Below are 17,410 nucleotides of genomic sequence, written 5' to 3'. Positions count from 1 at the left end.
CTTTCGGAACCAGGCATCTTTTTTTTCACAATGCTTATCCCCTGACAGCACACCAGACAGGATGTGGATATCTACATTCTGCGGCACGGGAAAGCGGAGGAGAGCACACCGGAAGGTGGCGATGCTGCGCGCCGGCTGACAACAAAGGGATCCGAAGAGATCCTCAGTGTCGGGCTCTTTTTGGCCGCGCAGGATCTGGAGTTCGATCTCATCGCTGCAAGCCCGCTTGCCCGGGCGCAGGAGACTGCCGCGATCATTGCCGGCGTCCTGAAATACAAAAAGAAGCCTGCATCATGGAACGTGCTTGTGCCGGGCGGCGAACCGGATGCCGTCTGCCACGAGATCAGCCGTCACGGGAAACCCTCTGCCATTCTTCTCGTAGGCCACGAGCCGCTCCTCTCCTCGCTCATCAGCAGGATCATTGCGGGAAACGAAGAGGCAGGGATCGCGATGACCAAGGGAGGGCTCGCAAAGATCCGCGACGTCTCCTTCACCCAGCGCCCGTCAGGGGAGCTCCACTGGCTCCTCACGGCAAAGCAGATGACCCCGCGGAAGTGAGAGAAACGCTTCCGCATTCTATCGCAACACCCAAAAATATCAGGCGCCAACGATAGATCCATGACAGGTGACCCGGTATACCGGAAAGCGACGTTTGCCGCCGGCTGTTTCTGGGATGTTGAGGCCGCATTCCACAACATCGACGGGGTGCTGGAAACAGTCGCGGGGTATACCGGAGGTTCTGTGCCGGAACCAACCTACGAGCAGGTGGCTGCGGGCACCACCGGCCATGCCGAAGCGGTGGGCATTGTTTTTGATCCAACGGTCATCTCCTACGAGGCGCTCCTCGATGCGTTCTGGGAGATGCACAACCCGACGCAGGATGGGGGGCAGGGGGATTACACCGGCCCACAGTACCGGTCCGTGATCTTTTACCATGACGAAGAACAGAGAGTGGCAGCAAGTGGCTCCCGCGACCGGCTGGCGGCAGAAAAGCGGTACGGAGACCGGTCCATCAGGACGGAGATCCTCCCTGCCACGACATTCTGGCCTGCCGAGGAGTGCCACCAGCAGTTCTATGCCAAATGCGGCCAGTCATACTGCACGAGCAGGCAGATCTGGGAATGAGGCGCCGCACCCCACCGCCGGATACCGGTTGCGATCTGCGATATACGCGGACCAATCTCCGCGTTCTTTGATATAACCGCGCGGTTTGACCTCCCTACCTTTGCCATTTTACCAATATATGTGCAGCCGCACCCGATGTTCTGATCAGAGTGTTTCGTTCGTCACGAGCGGACGGGGAAGCACTCGTATCCAGTACCCGCATGAGGCCTGGGAGAATCGCTTCCGGCACACTTTCCCCGGAACGATTTCCCGGGCTTTCAGATGTCGGGGATGGATAGCACTGACGACCTGCGGGCTGCACCTGCGGGACATGATCTGTCCTGTCACGGGCAGCCAGGAGACCATGCCATGACCTCACCAGACAACCCGGAACCAACCTTCCTGCGGGCGAAACAGCACGCCTGCGAAGGGTCCCTGACCGGCAACCGTGCACGACCTCACCGGATGCCGGCCATGGGATGGATCCGGGAGATCGTTCCGAACGAAGACTGGCGCACGACAACCATTGTCGGGCGTCACCGCGATTCGGCAATGACACGCACAGTGTAATCGGGCAGTCCTTTTGCACACGGGACCGCCATCAGTCACCTGTTCCAAAGACCGTGCCGGAAGACCAGCCCGGCGCGGTCGCTCCTCTTCTCAAGAGCACCTGAAACAGAGACTGCGAAATGAGCAGATAAAAAAGGGAGAATTTACCCGACAGACTCATTGGTAATTTTAATCAATGTCCCGTTGACCACAAGGCCATCTTTCTCCTCGGTAATGAACGAAGGCATTTCATCTGCTGACTGTTTCTCCGTTGCGGATAAGCTCATGGTCTGTGTGTTTACCTGGATGATGAAGGGAGTCTGTGTTGTACCAATACCAGTTGCTGATCCGTAGCTCATCGACAGCCCACACCAGTTTTTCACAATGATGGTTATGGTATTCTGGCCCGGTGTCATGCCACTGGTCAGGTCGATGATATTATGCACTGTTGCGTAATGCGGCTGGGCATCGTACTGTGCACCGCTTGGCTGGATCTGGACAATAAATCCATCATCAGCCCGGACGCCGGTCAGCGAAGCCGGGTCGCCGGAGATATACACCTTGCCATTACCATCCCAGTAGCACTGCGATGTCATCGGGTCCGATTGCGGCCAGTTCTGGGGGTACTTCGTTGCATCAAATGCAGTCCCGGCAGGGCAGAGAGCGACGATGGGGGGGAGGCTCTGCTGTTTGAAGGTTGCCCAGATAGTATGGTCGGCTCTGACATTAGAGAAAGTATAGGATGAAATCGCACCCTGGGATACGCCGTCAACCAGTACATCCTCAATTTTATATCCTGAATTCGGCGTGATCGTGAATGTCCGGCTTTCACCTACAGGTACCGACATGGATCCTGATGGATTAACCGATCCTCCCGGATTCTGGATGGACGCTATGACTAACGGCGCTGAGGTCGGATTGATATAATATTCACCGGCAATCGATACTTAGGTCAGAGGATTGGCACATGTAGGAGTACTGCATACCCCGAGATTGTCCCATTTAAGAGTATGGAAACCAAATACCCGGTAATACCCGCTTTTCGTTATAGGAACATCCACCTGTGCTTCAGCTGAACTGGCAAGTTCTTTTGCAACGACTTTAACAGCGACATCCTCCCATGTTGTAAAAAGACCCGGCGGATTATCCGCGCGCTGCAGATGCGTTTCCACTCCTATTATTTCAGCGGTATAAGGGGTTAGTAAAATCTCCGTTCTTGCATCCGATCGCGACCAGGATCTCAGCACATTTTTTGATAACTGGGAAAATCTGGAGTTTACGAGAAGAACGGGGATTCCCTGGCTCGCCGAAGCCTTAGCGGAAATCCCGGTTTTCAGAAGCTGTGATGTACTTTCTGTTGCTTTTTCGGTTGACCCAGAAGATACTTTGTCAAAGGTATTATGCCAGTCCATCTTGGTTGCGTACAGTCGCTGCAAGGCATCCGGCGATAAATTAACCAGAAATTCCGGGGATACATTTTGAAGATACTCGCCCTGGGTGATGTCCTTTCCGTAGAGCTGAAGGGCAATCTGATTCTTCTGTGCATGTCCCGTGGATCGTACATACCTCAGATTCCGGTTTGCCTGATCGAAATAAGAGATCCTGGCATCACCCGCCGAATCCAGCGCAAGGGAGACAAAGGTTCCGACTTTCTTTGAGTTGTCTGCAGTTTCGATCTGCCATCTGGCACCAGTCCATACGGCAAATTTCAGGACTTTATTTGTCCGATCATAATAACTGATCCTCGGATCCCCATTGTCATCCAGCTTGAGCGAAGTGAATTCCCCAACCCTGCCACTGCTGTCAACCGTCTCGGTCTCCCACGATGTGCCATTCCACGCTGCATATCTCAGGTCCCCGTGGGTTTTATCATAGTAGCTGATACAGGGATTGCCATCTGAATTCAAAGCCAGTGAGGAATATTCACCGACTTCAACGAACCTGTCATGGTTTCTTTCCCGTGGATTAATCTTTGGGGCCTTCGAAGTCCCGTCAACGGTCTCGATCTTCCATGCGGTTCCATCCCATGATGCATATTTCAGGTTGCCGTGCGTTTTATCGAAATAACTGATACGGGGATTGCCGTCAGAATTAAGTACTAGCGAGGAGTATTCACCGATTTCAAGCGATTTTTCAGGTTTTTTTCCCTTCGTGCTGACTACAGGTGTTTTTGATACCCCATCAACAATTTCAATCACCCATGATGTGCCATCCCATGAAGCATACTTGAGATCGCTGTGTTGCTTATCCAGGTAGCTGATTCTGGGGTTGCCGTTTACATCAAGAGACAGGGAAGAATACTGCCCGACATCCCCACGGTTGAATTTTTTTCCTTTTTTGGCGTGGGAATTAAGGGCTTTCGTTTTTCCGTCGACAGTTTCAATCGTCCATGTTATACCATCCCACGCTGCATATTTTAGATCGTGGTTTGTTTGATCGTAATAACTGATCCGGGGGCAATCGGAAACGTTCAGCGCAAGGGAGGTATATTCCCCGACATTTCCGAGAGAATCCACGGTTTCGGTTGTCCATGGCCCGAAACTCGTTGCTGAAACACTTGCAATCAGAAATAATCCTAAGATAATTCCCGTTACGAATACAGTCTTTTTCATTTTACAACTCCCTAATTTAAATTTAACTATTATTAACTAAGGTGAATTTGCAATTTAATTGAATTTTTAAAGAATATTTTTAGATTTTTTATGTAAAATTGACAATTACCTTATTAATAATATATTTTTTTTTTAATTTACCGGAAAAGTCAAAAATGAAAATATCAGCAAATAAAAGGAAATTTGATGTATTCGGCAAATTTATACATAATTACACTTATTACATTTCGATCAGATATTCAGATCCAATATGGCGTCACTATTCCGGAGTACATCTTGTTTTTTTCTTGTCATTGTATTCCTGATCCTGACAGGAGGATGTGCTACACATTCTGAGCCCCGCCTCTGCCTCTCCCACAATTCCTACGATATCTCCATCGACACAAACGAGACAATCAGGAACGTGACAGTATATCTCCCGGTCCCGGTAAAAGCCGGAAAGCCCATGATGGGGCCGGTTCCTCTGGACAAAACACAGTTTGCCCGGCAAAATTTTACCATTGATCTTGTCCAGTCACCACCCGGACTCAACACAAGTGACGCCTATCTGGTACCAGGCAGCAAGCCTTGGTTCCTGAAAGTGAGTACCGACAGGATCGATCCTAATCCTTCCGAAGTACCTGAATATTCGGTCGAACTGGTGAACTCAACGGATTCACTCTCACCGGCTGTCTTCATAAACACGTTATATCCCCTTGGTAATGTGTCTGTTATCCTGCCAAAACTTGATTTTTTCCCCCCATACCGTCAGCAAATTACCCCTCGTTCAACGGAATGGATCGAATACGCGCCAGCAAGAACACACCAGACCACGGTTATCCTTGTTGACTACTCGTCCTCTCCGACAGCCCGGGTACAGATCCGATCCCACCTGCTCGGATTCAACGTATGGATGGAACCAATAAAACCCAATACGGTGAGTACCGGTATTGATGGAGGAGGGAATGAGTACCAGGATTCCTATATGTGGACTGCTACCGGCGAATCCCACGGATGGCAGCGGGCAGAGGGGATGTATGGTTCCTCAAACAGTGTGTACCCGAACTTCAGTCATCCCCGCTGGCAGGAGATCATTTCGGCAGCAAAACAGGGCGCCTGAAAACCGGGAACCTGTGGTGCACTGGGAAAAGGCAGTGTGATTACCGGATCTTCGTGCCCGGCTCCACCGGCTTGAGCGGCACGAGGAGCGAGGCCGCATCTCCGGCGGCAAGAACCATGCCGTTGCTCTCGACACCGAAGATCTTCGCTGGGGCCAGGTTCGTGACAACAACCACATCCTTCCCGACAATCTCCTCGGGCTTGTAGAACTGCTGCATGCCGGCAACAATCTGGCGCTTCTCGCTGCCGATATCCACCATCAGTTTTAAGAGCTTGTTCGACTTCGGCACGGGCTCCGCGGACAGGACTTTTCCGGTCCGCAGGTCGAGTTTCTGGAATTCTTCGAACGTAACCACAGGGATCTTCTCCGCTTTCTTGTTTGCATCGGCAACGCGTTTTTGCAGGACTGAATCGAGCTCCTTCACCAGCGCCTCCTCCATCTTCACAAAGAGAGGTGTCGGGGGCTTGAGGCAGGCTTCGGGCACCGGATGCAGCGCATCGCTGACCGGGTGTTTTGCCACCTCGTCATAGAACCCGAGCTCCTTCCAGCACCGCTCCGCTGCATCCGGCATCACCGGCTGTATGAGGAGGGCGAGGGCTTTGACGATCTGGCAGGCGTTCTTGATCACCTGCGCCGCTGCCGTTTTGTCAGTCTTGACGAGCTTCCACGGCGCATTGGTCTGGATGTAGGTGTTCCCGAACGCTGCAAGGCCCATCACGGAATCGACGGCTCCCTTGAACTCGTAGTCCCGCATCAGCTGGTCAACATTCGCGAGAGTCTTTTCGATCTCGGCCATGATTGCCGGGTCGACAGTCCCACCCGGCACGCCCTCGAACTCTTTCTGGGCAAAGAAGAGCGTGCGGTACACGAAGTTGCCAAAGATGTTGACTACCTCGTTATTGATCCGTTCCGCAAAGAGCGGCCAGGCGAAGTTCAGCTCCTTGGTATGGCTTGTGTACGACAGGAGATAGTACCGCAGGTAGTCCACGGGCAGGCCCTTGTCCAGGTAATCGTCGTTGGTCCAGACCACGTACCCCCGGGACTTCGAGAACTTATGGTCGTCGACCTTGACCATCCCGCTTGCTACGACGGCGTGCGGCACGCCATAACCAGCGCCTTTGAGGAGCGCCGGCCAGAAGATCGAGTGGTGGTAGATGATATCACCGCCGATGAAGTGCGTGACGCGGTTGTCGCCGCACCAGTACCGCTTCCAGTCCTTGCCGTTTGCCTTCGCCCATTCCTCGGTGAATGCAATGTAACCAATCGGGGCATCGACCCAGACATAAACCACGAGGTCGTCGCGGCCCGGGAACTTCACGCCCCAGTCGAGTGTCCGCGTGATGCACCAGTCATGGAGCTCGTCCTTGATCCAGCCGATGGCATAGTTCTTTGCATTGGTCGTGCCCCGGAGCTGGTCGAGATGCGGGAGGAGGAAGTCCTTAAACTCCGAGAGTTTGAAAAAGAAATGTTCCTGGTCCCGGAACTCCGCCTTCGTGCCGCAGACCTTGCAGACCGGGTCCTTGATCTCGCCGGGCTCAAGATGCTTTCCGCACCCCTGGTCGCATTCATCGCCCCGGGCCGGCTTGCCGCAGTGCGGGCAGATCCCCTCGACATAGCGGTCGGGAAGGAACCGCTTACATTTCGTGCAGTAAGCCTGGTGGACGACCTGCTTGTAGATGTAGCCGTTCTCCTGGAGCCGGGAGACGATGTCCTGCGTCCGGTGGTGGTTGGCCGGATCGTCTGTCATGCCGAACCGGTCGAAGACGACACCCATCCGCTTGAACGTCTCGTCGAAGTGCTTGTGATACTTCTCCGAGAGCGCCCGGGGCGTTGTACCGGCCTCCTCGGCCGAGACCACGATGGGCGTCCCGTGGTTGTCCGAACCGCAGACGAAGACAACCTCCTCGCCTGCCCGCCGCAGGTAGCGGACATACGCATCGGCAGGTACGTATGTTCGCAAATGGCCAAGATGGCAGGGGCCGTTCGTGTACGGCAGCCCGCAGGTGACGAGCAGCGGCGTTTGATTCATCACTATGTTTTAGATGGTTCTGCGTAATAAGATCTGTAGATGGCAAAACAGCTGGACCTCCCTACGCGGGCATTCGGGGCAGAACCCCCGGTCCCGGACCGTGCTGTGCTCGCGAATTGGATCGCGGAGCACCGGGGCAGGCTTGCTGACATCATCACGTACCGTCTCGACCAGTCCCTTGCACCACAGATCCCTGCCGGGATCGGCACTCCCTGTGCCGGGGGAAGATTCTACGCGGACCGTATCTGCGGGTGCATCGAGGGGATCACGGAAAACCGGGCCACCGGGGAACTACATGCCGATACTCCTGACATTATCGAGGACGCAGCGGCAATCGTGGTGCAGAAGAAAGACGCGTGGTGCGCGATGCCTGCGCCGCACACGCTCGGCATACGGGACGAGTATTATGGCGACGCCGATGAATGGAACGATGCGATCTGCGGGATCTACCGCACGCTGATGCGGGCCATGCGGGACACGGGAGTAACTGGTCACGTCCTGATCTGTGAGCAGGCGAACGACCCGGAACTCCTCGCGCTTGCCGGGCAGAATGTCTTCTTCTTTGCTCCCAAACCGGACCGCGAAACCCTTGCGGGTATCCTCGAACACCAGCAGCAGGTTGCAATCACGCAAGGCCGGCTGGAGACGCTCTTCGATCTCATGAACGAGTATACGGTCAGGAGGATTTTCCTGCTCGATCCAAATGATAGCGCAATCAGACTCGCCCGCACCCACTTCGACCCGGACCAGATTTTCGGGGCGGGATATTGCACGGAAGAGTGTGACGCGTACTGGAAGGGTGTTGTTGAGCGGTCGGTGTACGTGCGGTAATTCTGGGAATCCAGAACATTGATCCCAGCCTGCCGTCATTAATTTGGTGCGGGATGTTTTACAGCGTAACTCCCCCGCCCGAACAACTGCCTGCCTGTGGCGGCAGTTGTGAGGGGAGGGGGTTGGGGGGCAATCAGGTCATCACATGACAAACAAAAAAGATTACCTGATAAAAATAGAAAGAAAAATTTTACCCGCTCATCACGTGCTTCACTGACGGGATACTGACCCGGTTGTAGAAATATTCCTGCTGCCCGTCCGGGAATGTTATCGTAGTCACCGAGGGAGAGAAATCCGCAGCAATAAGCGGCGCAAACCAGTAGTTCTTCAAAACCTTCTCCGCACGCTCGAATGAGACGGCCGGCGTTGTCATAACGGTTACGCCATCTTTTGTCGAGATCGACGCAAAGGCGGGCACGAGAACACGGGCGGAAGACGGGCCTGCCGAGATCACGGTTGTCTTTGCAGCTGATCCGCTGTCAAAGGCTTTCTGGAGTTCGCTTGCAGGGTCGGCAATCTTTAAGAAGACCGCCCCCTGCTCGATGAACGTGAGCTCATAGTTCAGGTCGACCTGTGCGGTGCCGGCTGGATCAAGGTCGATGGAGAGCGAATGCATGGTGAATGCCTGCACCGGCATGACTACAAAGGTCATGAGGCAGATGAGGGTGATGGGAAGGATGAATTTCTTCATGAGAATCCCTTGGACAGGGGGGATGATAAAAACAGCGGATGGCCGGAGTGATACTTATTACCGGATTGGCTCAGACACTGCACCTATGAGGCGGAGAACGGTAAAGGTCAGTACTTCTCGGCTACTTTCACCAGCTCATCGAAATGCCTGCTCTTCCTGAAGAGCCACCAGGTAAAGCGCTCGACAACCGTGAAGTTGAACGAGCCGCCGGCCGCGTTCGGGTGCCCGCCGCCGCCGAACTCGCGGGCAATGAGATGGCTGACGGGCGGGACCGACCGGATCGAGAACCTGCCGTCCTTCCCGATGATCACCTCGATCTCGGTCTTCTTCTCATCGCGGATGAAATGAGCGGTCTCGCTCGGGTACCCGTACAGCGGCGCGAAGGCGATCCGGTATTTCGTCCCGGTGAACGTTGCCTGCCGGAGGCTGTGCCTCATCATCAGGGTTATCTCGTTCTTGATATCCGCGTATTCGCGCTCGATCAGCTCGTCCGTGAAGACCCCCTTAACAAGGCAGTCGCGGACATGGTCCCGGTTCTCCTTTCGCTGGAGCACCTGGCCGAGCACGGCCGAGCGGGGATCAGCATGCTTCCAGAGATCGTAATCGCAGACAACGCGGGCAACCTCAGACGCCACCGGATCGCCGGGCATGAGATCGCGGGCTACAATCCCCGTGCCGCAGGTCGATGTGTCGACCCGGAGGAGGGAAACCGCACGCCCGATCTTCCCGATCTCCTCCTCCCGCCAGCGGTGGTGATCGCGCCACTCCACGATCCACCCGTTCTTCTTCGCCTTTGCCGCGATGAACTCCGCATCCTTGTGGAACCCGAGGTCGGAGATCGAGAGGAGGTCTCCCTTTCCATCGCAGGAGGCGGCAAGGGAAAAGAGCTGGGCGAACTTTCCCACCGAGCTCCAGATGGTAAAGACACCGTCTTTCCCGAACTTCATCCGGTGCACCGCGTCAGCACCCACCGCATCGAGGTCATTGTGCGTCAGGTGGACAACATGCCCTGCGCGGCTCCTGATCGCGTTTGAAAGGCCGGAGTCTTCACTGCGGTTCGGCGATGCCATGGGTTATTACTCTCCTTTGGGCCTATAAAAATGAACCTCCGGTGCGCGGGTCATAAAGCAACGGGGAACAGATCATTTATTAGTCAACAGGAACAACATTTGTATCCCTGCCCTAGTAGCTCAGCCCGGGAGAGCGCCAGACTGAAGATCTGGTTGTCGCCTGTTCAAATCAGGCCTGGGGCACTATTCTTTTCCCGACTCCGCTATAAGGAGCTTACGCCCTGTGCAGAGAACATATCCGGGATTATCATGAACCCGAATATCCTATAATTTCACATACTATCCCTGACAAACGATTCTTCTGGCATAACTGAAACGGGGTAGACTGGATAATGGAGTTCATGCTCGGCTTTGTCAGCATCGCGATCATCGCCATCCTCCTTCTCTACGTGGGCCAGATGTTCCGGCTCCCGAGCATCGTGGCATTCCTCATCATCGGCATGCTTGCCGGCCCATACGGGTTCCGGATCATTGCCGACCAGGCAGCGGTCGAGACCGTTGGCGAGATCGGCATCATCCTCCTGCTCTTCACGATCGGCCTTGAGTTCTCGTTCGAGAGACTCTTAAAATCCTGGAAAACTATCGTCATCGGCGGACTGTTGCAGATCGTAACAACCATTGTCGCCGTCACCCTGGTCACGGAAACCCTCGGTGTCCCGTTCAACGAGGCACTCGTCTTCGGGTTCATCATCTCGCTCTCCAGCACGGCCATTGTGATGAAGATCCTCCAGGAGCGCCACGAGGTGGATACCCTGCAGGGGCGCACGCTCTTTGGGATCCTGCTCTTCCAGGACCTCGCCATCATCCCGATGATGCTCATCCTGCCGGTCATCATGGGAACCGGGGGCATGACCCTCACGAACCTCCCGCTCGAGATCATAAAGACCGTCATCATCCTGGTCATGATAGTCATCCTTGCCCGCTGGATCATCCCCGGCCTCCTGTTCCGGGTTGCCTCCCAGCGGAGCCGCGAGCTCTTCTTCATCACGATAGCGGCAATCTGTATTATCGTTGCCTGGCTCACGAACCAGGTGGGACTCTCCTATACATTGGGGGCATTCGTTGCCGGTCTCATCATCGGCGAGTCCGATTACAATATCGATGCACTCAGCCACATCATCCCCTTCCGCGATGTTTTCGCAAGCATCTTCTTCCTCTCGATAGGGATGCTCCTCAACACGGGCTCTATCATCTCCGATCCATCCTTTGTCCTCCTCATTCTCGTGGTCGTCACGCTCATCATCGGCATCAAGATCTTAACCGGTGCGTTTGCGGCCGCAGCGCTCGGCATGCCGGCGCGGGTCTGCATCTTCACCGGGTTTGCCCTCTGCCAGGTGGGGGAGTTCTCGTTCGTGCTGGCCCAGACCGGCCTCTCGTCCGGGTTCATCCCGGACATGATCTACCAGCTCTTCCTCTCCTCAGCCATCATCTCCATGGCGCTGACCCCGATCATGATGGGTGCTGCGCCCCGGTTCACGGACCTCTGGTACAGGGTCGTCCCCTACCGGGCTAAGATTGATGCACCGTTTGCTCAGGAGAACGACACCGCCCCGTCTGCCCCGAAAGACCACATGGTCATCGCGGGCTATGGCATCACGGGAAAGAGCGTTGCCCGGGCTGCAGAGATCACCGGTATCCCCTACATGGTTATCGAGATGAAACCGGAGATTATCAGGCAGGAGAGGGCAGCGCGGAAACAGTATTTCATCTTCGGCGATGCCGCACAGGAGGAGGTGCTGGAGCATGCAGGGATCCGCGATGCGCGGACACTCGTTGTCGCGGTCTCCGACCAGGAAGCGGTTCCCCGGATCGTCCACCGGGCCCGCCGCATGTCGCCGGATATTTACATCATCGCCCGCACCGAGCATGTCCGGCACGCCCAGTACCTGCTGGACCTTGGTGCCGATGAGGTCATCTCGGAAGAGTTCGAGGCCGCCCGCGAGATCTTCACCCGTGCACTGAAGAAATACCAGCTGCCGGACTCCGAGATCCAAAAGATTGTCAGCAAGATCCAGAACTGGGGCTATGCCAAGTTCATCAAGAATGGGAACATGAGCCCGCCTTCCACGGGAATGGACACCGTCCTCCTCTCCCTGCGCATCCACGTGCTCACGGTTGAACCGGGCTCTTCTGCGGAGGGCAGGGCGATCCGCGACCTGGCCTTAAGGGAGCGGTATGGTGTCGCTGACTTTGGCCTGCGGCGGAACAACACCATGATGACGGTTGCCGATGACACAGAAGTCCTCGCTGCCGGCGATGCCCTGTTAGTCTTCTGCACCGACCAGGTGGCGGCGGAGATCCGTCCCCTCTTCCGGAAAGGCGAGCCTCCGGTTTTGTAAGACGGGGGAAGTGCGGCCGGCAACCTGCGGCGAAAAAAGTTCTTCGGGGACGGGCAGGAAAAAGAATCATTTTTATGCCCCGGACGAAAAATTTGAGAACAGAACTGGCGATCCCCATGGAGCTGTCCGAAGAGCTTGACAACGAAATGAAGAAAAACAAGAGGGAACACCACAGACTGGACCTGGAAACCCAGACCCATGATCTTTCAGCGGAGATCAACCGGGCAGGCCATGTGGTCTCGGAAGAGATCAAAAAAGCAATGGACACCGGATCCGGGCCTTCACCTGAAAACACACCAGAGTAACAGTTTTTTTATAGAAATGCACATCCCGCCGGGAACCAGCGGGAGAGATCATTCCGGTTTCCCGAGGAATTTTTCGAGTCCCGCCTTCAGTTCCGGAATGGAGACCGGTTTCTGGAGCACCCCGAGATACGGGTCCTTCATCAGGGCGATCCGCTCCTCCACCGAGGGGGATGCGGTGAAGAGGATCACGGGCAGGTCACGGATATTGTACTCGGTACGGAGTTTCTCTAAAAACTCCCAGCCGTTCATCGGCGTCATCATGATGTCGAGCAGGATAAGAGCCGGTGGATCGCTTTTCACGCGTTCCAGCGCATCCAGCACATCCGGCACGAGCACCGGCTCGTAGCCGATCCTGCGCAGCAGGATATCCATCATGTCGAGAATGGGCTGGTCATCCTCAACAAGCATAATCTTACGCGTCATGGTGTATTTCCTCCTTGGGCAGGTGTATGGTAAATGTGCTTCCGGCATTCACCACACTCTCAACCGAGATGCTCCCGCCATGCATTTGTACGATATTCTTTGCTATCGAGAGTGACAGGCCGAGGCGCTCGTACTTCCGCGAGAGAACCGTGCCATCGGCCAGCTGGAACGGTTCGAAGATCGAACTGAACTGGTCCTGCGGGATGCCAACGCCATTGTCCCGGATCGAGATATGGTGCTGCCGGTCCCCGACAGCCGAGCGGTAGAAGATCCCGATCTTCCGCGGGGGCTTGGAGAAGTTGACCGCATTCGAGAGGAGCGAGTCAAGGACCGAGAAGAGCCTTTCCTTGTCCCCCGTGACCTGGATTGAGTCCTCGATGTTGACCGTGAGCTCTGCTTTGGCCGCAAATTCCCCGGCATCCAGCACGTTTCTTACCAGCGGGGCCAGGGGGAAGGTTGAGGTAGTCAGCTGGAGCTTCCCGCTCTCAAGGACGGAAAGGTCGAGCATCTGGTTGATGATCTGCCGCTCACGGTCAACGCTGGTAAGGCAGCGTTCGAGGATCTTCTTTGTGTCTTCCTTGATCCCGAACCCATCCGCATCGGAGAGCAGGAGGTTGAGGTACCCGAGGATCGGCTGGAGCGGAGTCCGCAGCTCGTGGGCAACGGTCACGATAACCCCCCGGCGCCGCTCATTGTCCTTGTGGATCTGGTCTTCGAGGCGCTGTTTCTCCGTAATGTCGACGATGTTGACGAGGGTAGCCGGGTTTCCCATGTGGATGACCTGGTTCGTGAAGAGCGAGCCAACCTTTACTTCCCCGGTCTTTGAGACGAACCGGAACTCCTTTGCATGCTTTGCCGGGTATTTCTGGGCCCACTTTTCCGAGAACTTGTTAAAATCGTCAAGATTGCCCGGCTCGATGAATGCGGAAAGGCTCTTTCCGGTGATCTCCGCAGGAGAATACTCCACGAACGCGACAAAGGAGGGGTTGGCAAACCGGATAAATCCGTTCTGGACGATCAGGATGCTTGTCGGGGAGCCTTCGGTGAGCTGCCGGTACTTCATCATGTTGTCGTTGTTGAGCTTCTCGGCGAGCTTGCGTGCATTGATGTTGACAACCGAGCAGCTGACCGTGCCAACGCTGATCTGGCCCCACGAGAGGTTGACCCAGCAGGAGGAGCCATCCTTTGCGGCTAAGCGTGTCTCAAAATCAGAGGTCGTCTTCTCCTTTCCAAACCGTTCAAGGAACCGGCTCTTCTCGCGGGGCGAGAGGAACATGTCAAGCAGGAACTTTGTCATGACTTCATCGACCGTGTAGTTCAGCATTGCGGCAAACTTCTCGTTGCTCTGCTTTATGGAGAAGTCCGCGTCGTTAAAGAGGAGGATACCGAGCTGGGAGTTCTCAAACACCGTGCGGTACTTGAGTTCCCCGGATTGGATCCGCTCCATGAAATACGCGATAATGGCGGCAATCACGATGAAAAGAATCGCTTCTCCCGTGATGCTGACAAGCGACACGGGACTGGGGAAACTGTAGAAATACCCGATGGTCTGGTACGCAAGGCTGCAGGTAGCAGCAACATACAGGCCCTTTCTCGGGGACACGTACGCGGCATAGATGATCGGGATAAAGAAGAGCTGGGAGGTGATGATGGCAAGAATACCCGATGCAAATGACGCCGCAGAGGTGGCGATGCAGAGAATGGCAAGCACGGCAATAATGACCAGCCGCACGAGATCGGTTCCGGGAAGGGAAAGACTGCCAGTCCGGACTTCATTCACCCGCATGATATCTGCCAGTTTGGTTCTCTTGTTATTTGAAGATTGCAGACAGGATAAAAAACACAATCTGTCCAGGGAAGGCTGTTTCCCGGGATCGGCTCACCACTCCCGAAGAGGATCATCCACGCCCACACGATAGCCGGGCAGTGTCAGGCGTCTACAGCGGGATCAGTGGTTTGATATAACAGGCAGGGCAACCAACGATGGATTATGCGCCCTTACGTGATCGTCAATACTGCCATGAGTGCAGACGGCAAGCTCTCAACGCGCGAACGCCGTCAGGTGAAGATCTCGGGCGCGCAGGATTTCAACCGGGTGGACCGGCTCAAGGCCGGGAGCGACGCGGTGATGGTCGGTATCGGCACCGTGCTTGCAGACAACCCATCCCTCACCGTAAAATCCGAGGAGTGCCGTAACAACCGGCTCGCGAGGGGGACGAGCCTGCACCCGGTCCGGATCGTGGTGGACAGCCAGGCCCGTACACCCACCGATGCAAAAATCCTCCACAAAGAGGAGGGCAAGCGGGTCATCGCGGTCTCGAAACGGGCGGACCCGGCAAAAGTCCGCGAGCTGGAGAAGCTTGCGACCGTGATTGTTGCCGGGGACGATCACGTCGACCTTACCGCGATGATGGAGGAACTCGGCCGGATGAATATCCGGCGGATCATAGTCGAAGGTGGAGGAACGCTCATCGCCGGCCTTATCGCGGCCGGGCTCGTGGACGAGATCTACACGTTTATCGGCAACATCATCATCGGCGGAAAGGATGCACCCACGCTCGCGGACGGCCCGGGGTTTGTGAAGGAGGCAGAGTTCTGCCGGCTTGTGCTGCTTGAGGCCCGGAGGATCGAGGACGGGATATTGCTGCACTGGAAGGTTGAGAAATAATTGATGAAATATCGTTTCAAGGAACCTTTTTTTATCAAATTATGGGGGCTGATGCCCCCATACCCCCAATTATGATTGGTGCCGCCACAGTCGAAGGCTGATGCCTTCTCCAGGCAATCCTCGCTGATGCGACGATAGCCTCCCCGCCGGGGCGCCCCGCGGCGGCCTCAATACAGTATAATTCATGCATAAACCGACCTGCCCAGCAAGGGAGCGACGAGCCCCCCGAGCGACCCCCATCAGGCGGTGGGATGGCTCACAATACCATCGAATGTTTGACGATCCAACCGCTCATATACGCTTGATACACACAATTTCCCGACAACACTGAACCCAACAATCCGCACAATAATTATTCCCCCGCACCCCAACTCTTCTCAACCACTTGGAGCAATGAATGACCTCCTACCTCCCCATCCTCGTCCTTGCCGCAGTCTTCCTGCTCATCGCAATCCGGCAGGTCGGCCGGTTCAATCTCAAGATCTGGCAGATCATGCTCGGTGGCGCCGTTGCGGTTCTCGTCACCGGCCAGATCTCCCCCTCCGATGCGCTCTTCGCCATCGACCCGAGCGTGATGCTATTCCTGTTCGGCATGTTCGTAGTCGGCGAGGCGATGGTCGCAAGCGGGTACCTTTCCTGCATCGCCCACCGCTTTTTTGCCCGGGCAAAAAAACCGGACCAGGTCGTGCTCTTCATCCTCTTTGGTATGGGCATCCTCTCGGCGCTCCTGATGAACGACACCCTCGCCGTGATCGGCACACCGCTCGTACTCGGGCTTGCAGCGAGCCGGAAGATCTCGCCAAAACTCCTGCTCCTCGCGCTCGCCATCGCTATCACGACCGGCAGCGTGATGAGCCCGATCGGCAATCCGCAGAACCTGCTCGTTGCGCTGAACTCTGGTATGGCGTCCCCGTTTCTTACGTTTGTGGTCTGGCTCGGCATCCCGACGCTCATCTGCCTCGCAGTCTCGTGGGGCGTTCTGCGGTGGATGTACCGCGATGAATTCACCCGGAATAATTTTGGAGAAATCCCGGTCCCGGCCTGCGATGACCGGCTGATGCTCCTCTCGAAAATCTCGCTCGCGATCATCCTGCTGCTCGCGGCTGTCAATATTGTCGCATCGCTCATCACCGGCTCCATGTTCGTGACTCTCCCGCTGATCGCGATCGGCGCAGCACTCCCCATCATACTTTTCTCGCACCGCCGCGTTGAGATCGTGAGATCGATCGACTGGTGCACGCTCGTCTTCTTTGCCGCGATGTTCATCCTCATGGAGAGCGTCTGGCAGACCGGCGTCTTCCAGTCGCTGGTCGGCGGCGGGATGCTCGCATCCATCCCGGCGCTGCTCGCAACGAGTGTTGTCATCAGCCAGTTCATCTCCAATGTCCCGTTCGTTGCGCTCTTCCAGCCGCTCGTGACAGAGGCCGGTGCCGGCACAGCCCAGCTGATGGCGCTTGCAGCGGGGAGCACGATTGCCGGAAACCTCACGATCCTCGGGGCCGCAAGCAATGTCATCATCATCCAGAACGCGGAGAAGCAGGGCGAGACCCTGACCTTTTTTGAATTTATGAAGGTCGGTGTGCCGCTCACGGTGCTGCAGGTGATCGTGTACTGGGGATGGCTTGTGGTAGTGGGATGAGCACGCTGCAAACCCCGCCGCAAATTCCATTACTTCCCGCGACAAAGTTCC

Annotated in this window: 16 protein-coding genes and 1 tRNA gene; 10 read left to right on the top strand and 7 right to left on the bottom strand. The window is 55.7% G+C overall.

Annotated elements, in window-relative coordinates; genetic code table 11:
* The first annotated feature begins 63 nt into the window (after positions 1–63).
* The 3 genes from sixA (at position 64) to PHF39_RS05685 (ending at position 1,674) form a co-directional block, all read left to right on the top strand.
* Positions 64–558: a phosphohistidine phosphatase SixA gene (sixA, locus tag PHF39_RS05695; RefSeq protein ID WP_300221363.1), complete on the top strand. Its 495-nt coding sequence runs from the start codon at positions 64–66 to the stop codon at positions 556–558.
* A 60-nt stretch (positions 559–618) separates the two neighbouring features.
* The gene (msrA, locus tag PHF39_RS05690) at positions 619–1,125 is read left to right on the top strand and encodes a peptide-methionine (S)-S-oxide reductase MsrA (RefSeq protein ID WP_300221360.1); all 507 of its coding nucleotides are present in this window, start codon (positions 619–621) and stop codon (positions 1,123–1,125) included.
* Between the two features lie 348 nt (positions 1,126–1,473).
* Positions 1,474–1,674, top strand: coding sequence for a hypothetical protein (locus tag PHF39_RS05685; protein ID WP_300221358.1), 201 nt, complete (start codon positions 1,474–1,476; stop codon positions 1,672–1,674).
* Positions 1,675–1,817: 143 nt separating this feature from the next.
* Here the strand turns inward: PHF39_RS05685 and PHF39_RS05680 are convergent, their stop codons facing one another.
* On the bottom strand, positions 1,818–2,501 hold the full coding sequence (locus PHF39_RS05680; protein ID WP_300221355.1) for a hypothetical protein: 684 nt from the start codon (positions 2,499–2,501) through the stop codon (positions 1,818–1,820).
* 99 nt (positions 2,502–2,600) lie between these two features.
* On the bottom strand, positions 2,601–4,265 hold the full coding sequence (locus PHF39_RS05675; protein ID WP_300221352.1) for a hypothetical protein: 1,665 nt from the start codon (positions 4,263–4,265) through the stop codon (positions 2,601–2,603).
* 445 nt (positions 4,266–4,710) lie between these two features.
* On the opposite strand from PHF39_RS05675, the gene PHF39_RS05670 reads away from it, so the two are divergent.
* Positions 4,711–5,364 carry a hypothetical protein gene (locus PHF39_RS05670; protein WP_300221349.1) on the top strand — a complete coding sequence of 218 codons (654 nt, stop codon included), beginning with the start codon at positions 4,711–4,713 and terminating at the stop codon, positions 5,362–5,364.
* Between the two features lie 40 nt (positions 5,365–5,404).
* Here the strand turns inward: PHF39_RS05670 and metG are convergent, their stop codons facing one another.
* Positions 5,405–7,393 carry a methionine--tRNA ligase gene (gene metG / locus PHF39_RS05665; protein WP_300221346.1) on the bottom strand — a complete coding sequence of 663 codons (1,989 nt, stop codon included), beginning with the start codon at positions 7,391–7,393 and terminating at the stop codon, positions 5,405–5,407.
* A gap of 39 nt (positions 7,394–7,432) precedes the next feature.
* Here metG and PHF39_RS05660 point away from each other — a divergent pair, with 39 nt between their 5' ends.
* Entirely contained in the window at positions 7,433–8,224 is a 792-nt protein-coding gene (locus tag PHF39_RS05660; protein ID WP_300221343.1) for a hypothetical protein, read from the top strand.
* Positions 8,225–8,414: 190 nt separating this feature from the next.
* On the opposite strand, the gene PHF39_RS05655 is transcribed toward PHF39_RS05660, so the two are convergent.
* Complete coding sequence (locus tag PHF39_RS05655) at positions 8,415–8,915, bottom strand: hypothetical protein (protein WP_300221340.1); 501 nt, start codon at positions 8,913–8,915, stop codon at positions 8,415–8,417.
* 107 nt (positions 8,916–9,022) lie between these two features.
* Positions 9,023–9,985 (bottom strand): phosphoesterase, encoded by a 963-nt coding sequence (locus tag PHF39_RS05650; RefSeq protein ID WP_300221337.1) that lies wholly within the window; start codon positions 9,983–9,985, stop codon positions 9,023–9,025.
* Positions 9,986–10,094: 109 nt separating this feature from the next.
* On the opposite strand from PHF39_RS05650, the gene PHF39_RS05645 reads away from it, so the two are divergent.
* From PHF39_RS05645 to PHF39_RS05635, 3 genes are all read left to right on the top strand, one after another.
* A tRNA-Phe gene (locus PHF39_RS05645) sits at positions 10,095–10,168 on the top strand.
* 149 nt (positions 10,169–10,317) lie between these two features.
* Entirely contained in the window at positions 10,318–12,324 is a 2,007-nt protein-coding gene (locus tag PHF39_RS05640; RefSeq protein WP_300221334.1) for a cation:proton antiporter, read from the top strand.
* A 92-nt stretch (positions 12,325–12,416) separates the two neighbouring features.
* On the top strand, positions 12,417–12,629 hold the full coding sequence (locus tag PHF39_RS05635) for a hypothetical protein (RefSeq protein WP_300221331.1): 213 nt from the start codon (positions 12,417–12,419) through the stop codon (positions 12,627–12,629).
* A 48-nt stretch (positions 12,630–12,677) separates the two neighbouring features.
* On the opposite strand, the gene PHF39_RS05630 is transcribed toward PHF39_RS05635, so the two are convergent.
* Together PHF39_RS05630 and PHF39_RS05625 are read right to left on the bottom strand one after the other, a co-directional pair.
* A complete protein-coding gene (locus PHF39_RS05630) occupies positions 12,678–13,052 on the bottom strand; it encodes a response regulator (RefSeq protein WP_300221328.1) in 375 nt (124 codons plus the stop codon).
* A complete protein-coding gene (locus tag PHF39_RS05625) occupies positions 13,042–14,838 on the bottom strand; it encodes a PAS domain-containing sensor histidine kinase (RefSeq protein WP_300221325.1) in 1,797 nt (598 codons plus the stop codon). The genes PHF39_RS05630 and PHF39_RS05625 overlap by 11 nt, the downstream gene beginning before the upstream one ends.
* A 204-nt stretch (positions 14,839–15,042) precedes the next feature.
* Here PHF39_RS05625 and PHF39_RS05620 point away from each other — a divergent pair, with 204 nt between their 5' ends.
* Together PHF39_RS05620 and PHF39_RS05615 are read left to right on the top strand one after the other, a co-directional pair.
* Positions 15,043–15,720: a 2,5-diamino-6-(ribosylamino)-4(3H)-pyrimidinone 5'-phosphate reductase gene (locus PHF39_RS05620; protein WP_300221321.1), complete on the top strand. Its 678-nt coding sequence runs from the start codon at positions 15,043–15,045 to the stop codon at positions 15,718–15,720.
* 397 nt (positions 15,721–16,117) lie between these two features.
* The gene (locus PHF39_RS05615; protein WP_300221318.1) at positions 16,118–17,359 is read left to right on the top strand and encodes an SLC13 family permease; all 1,242 of its coding nucleotides are present in this window, start codon (positions 16,118–16,120) and stop codon (positions 17,357–17,359) included.
* The last annotated feature ends 51 nt before the right edge of the window (positions 17,360–17,410 follow it).

Origin of the sequence: Methanoregula sp., assembly GCF_028712425.1 — an archaeon.
Taxonomy (GTDB): domain Archaea; phylum Halobacteriota; class Methanomicrobia; order Methanomicrobiales; family Methanospirillaceae; genus Methanoregula.
Note: the sequence above shows the minus strand (reverse complement) of the source record. Positions and strands in the feature narration are given on the sequence as shown.

Excerpts from the sequence above, each read along its gene's own strand:
- PHF39_RS05660 (WP_300221343.1), top strand. The coding sequence starts at position 7,433 with ATGGCAAAACAGCTGGACCTCCCTACGCGGGCATTCGGGGCAGAACCC.
- PHF39_RS05615 (WP_300221318.1), top strand. The coding sequence starts at position 16,118 with ATGACCTCCTACCTCCCCATCCTCGTCCTTGCCGCAGTCTTCCTGCTC.
- PHF39_RS05670 (WP_300221349.1), top strand. The coding sequence starts at position 4,711 with ATGATGGGGCCGGTTCCTCTGGACAAAACACAGTTTGCCCGGCAAAAT.
- PHF39_RS05655 (WP_300221340.1), bottom strand. The coding sequence starts at position 8,915 with ATGAAGAAATTCATCCTTCCCATCACCCTCATCTGCCTCATGACCTTT.
- msrA (WP_300221360.1), top strand. The coding sequence starts at position 619 with ATGACAGGTGACCCGGTATACCGGAAAGCGACGTTTGCCGCCGGCTGT.
- PHF39_RS05680 (WP_300221355.1), bottom strand. The coding sequence starts at position 2,501 with ATGTCGGTACCTGTAGGTGAAAGCCGGACATTCACGATCACGCCGAAT.
- PHF39_RS05640 (WP_300221334.1), top strand. The coding sequence starts at position 10,318 with ATGGAGTTCATGCTCGGCTTTGTCAGCATCGCGATCATCGCCATCCTC.
- PHF39_RS05620 (WP_300221321.1), top strand. The coding sequence starts at position 15,043 with ATGCGCCCTTACGTGATCGTCAATACTGCCATGAGTGCAGACGGCAAG.
- PHF39_RS05625 (WP_300221325.1), bottom strand. The coding sequence starts at position 14,838 with ATGCGGGTGAATGAAGTCCGGACTGGCAGTCTTTCCCTTCCCGGAACC.
- PHF39_RS05630 (WP_300221328.1), bottom strand. The coding sequence starts at position 13,052 with ATGACGCGTAAGATTATGCTTGTTGAGGATGACCAGCCCATTCTCGAC.
- PHF39_RS05675 (WP_300221352.1), bottom strand. The coding sequence starts at position 4,265 with ATGAAAAAGACTGTATTCGTAACGGGAATTATCTTAGGATTATTTCTG.
- PHF39_RS05685 (WP_300221358.1), top strand. The coding sequence starts at position 1,474 with ATGACCTCACCAGACAACCCGGAACCAACCTTCCTGCGGGCGAAACAG.
- PHF39_RS05650 (WP_300221337.1), bottom strand. The coding sequence starts at position 9,985 with ATGGCATCGCCGAACCGCAGTGAAGACTCCGGCCTTTCAAACGCGATC.
- metG (WP_300221346.1), bottom strand. The coding sequence starts at position 7,393 with ATGAATCAAACGCCGCTGCTCGTCACCTGCGGGCTGCCGTACACGAAC.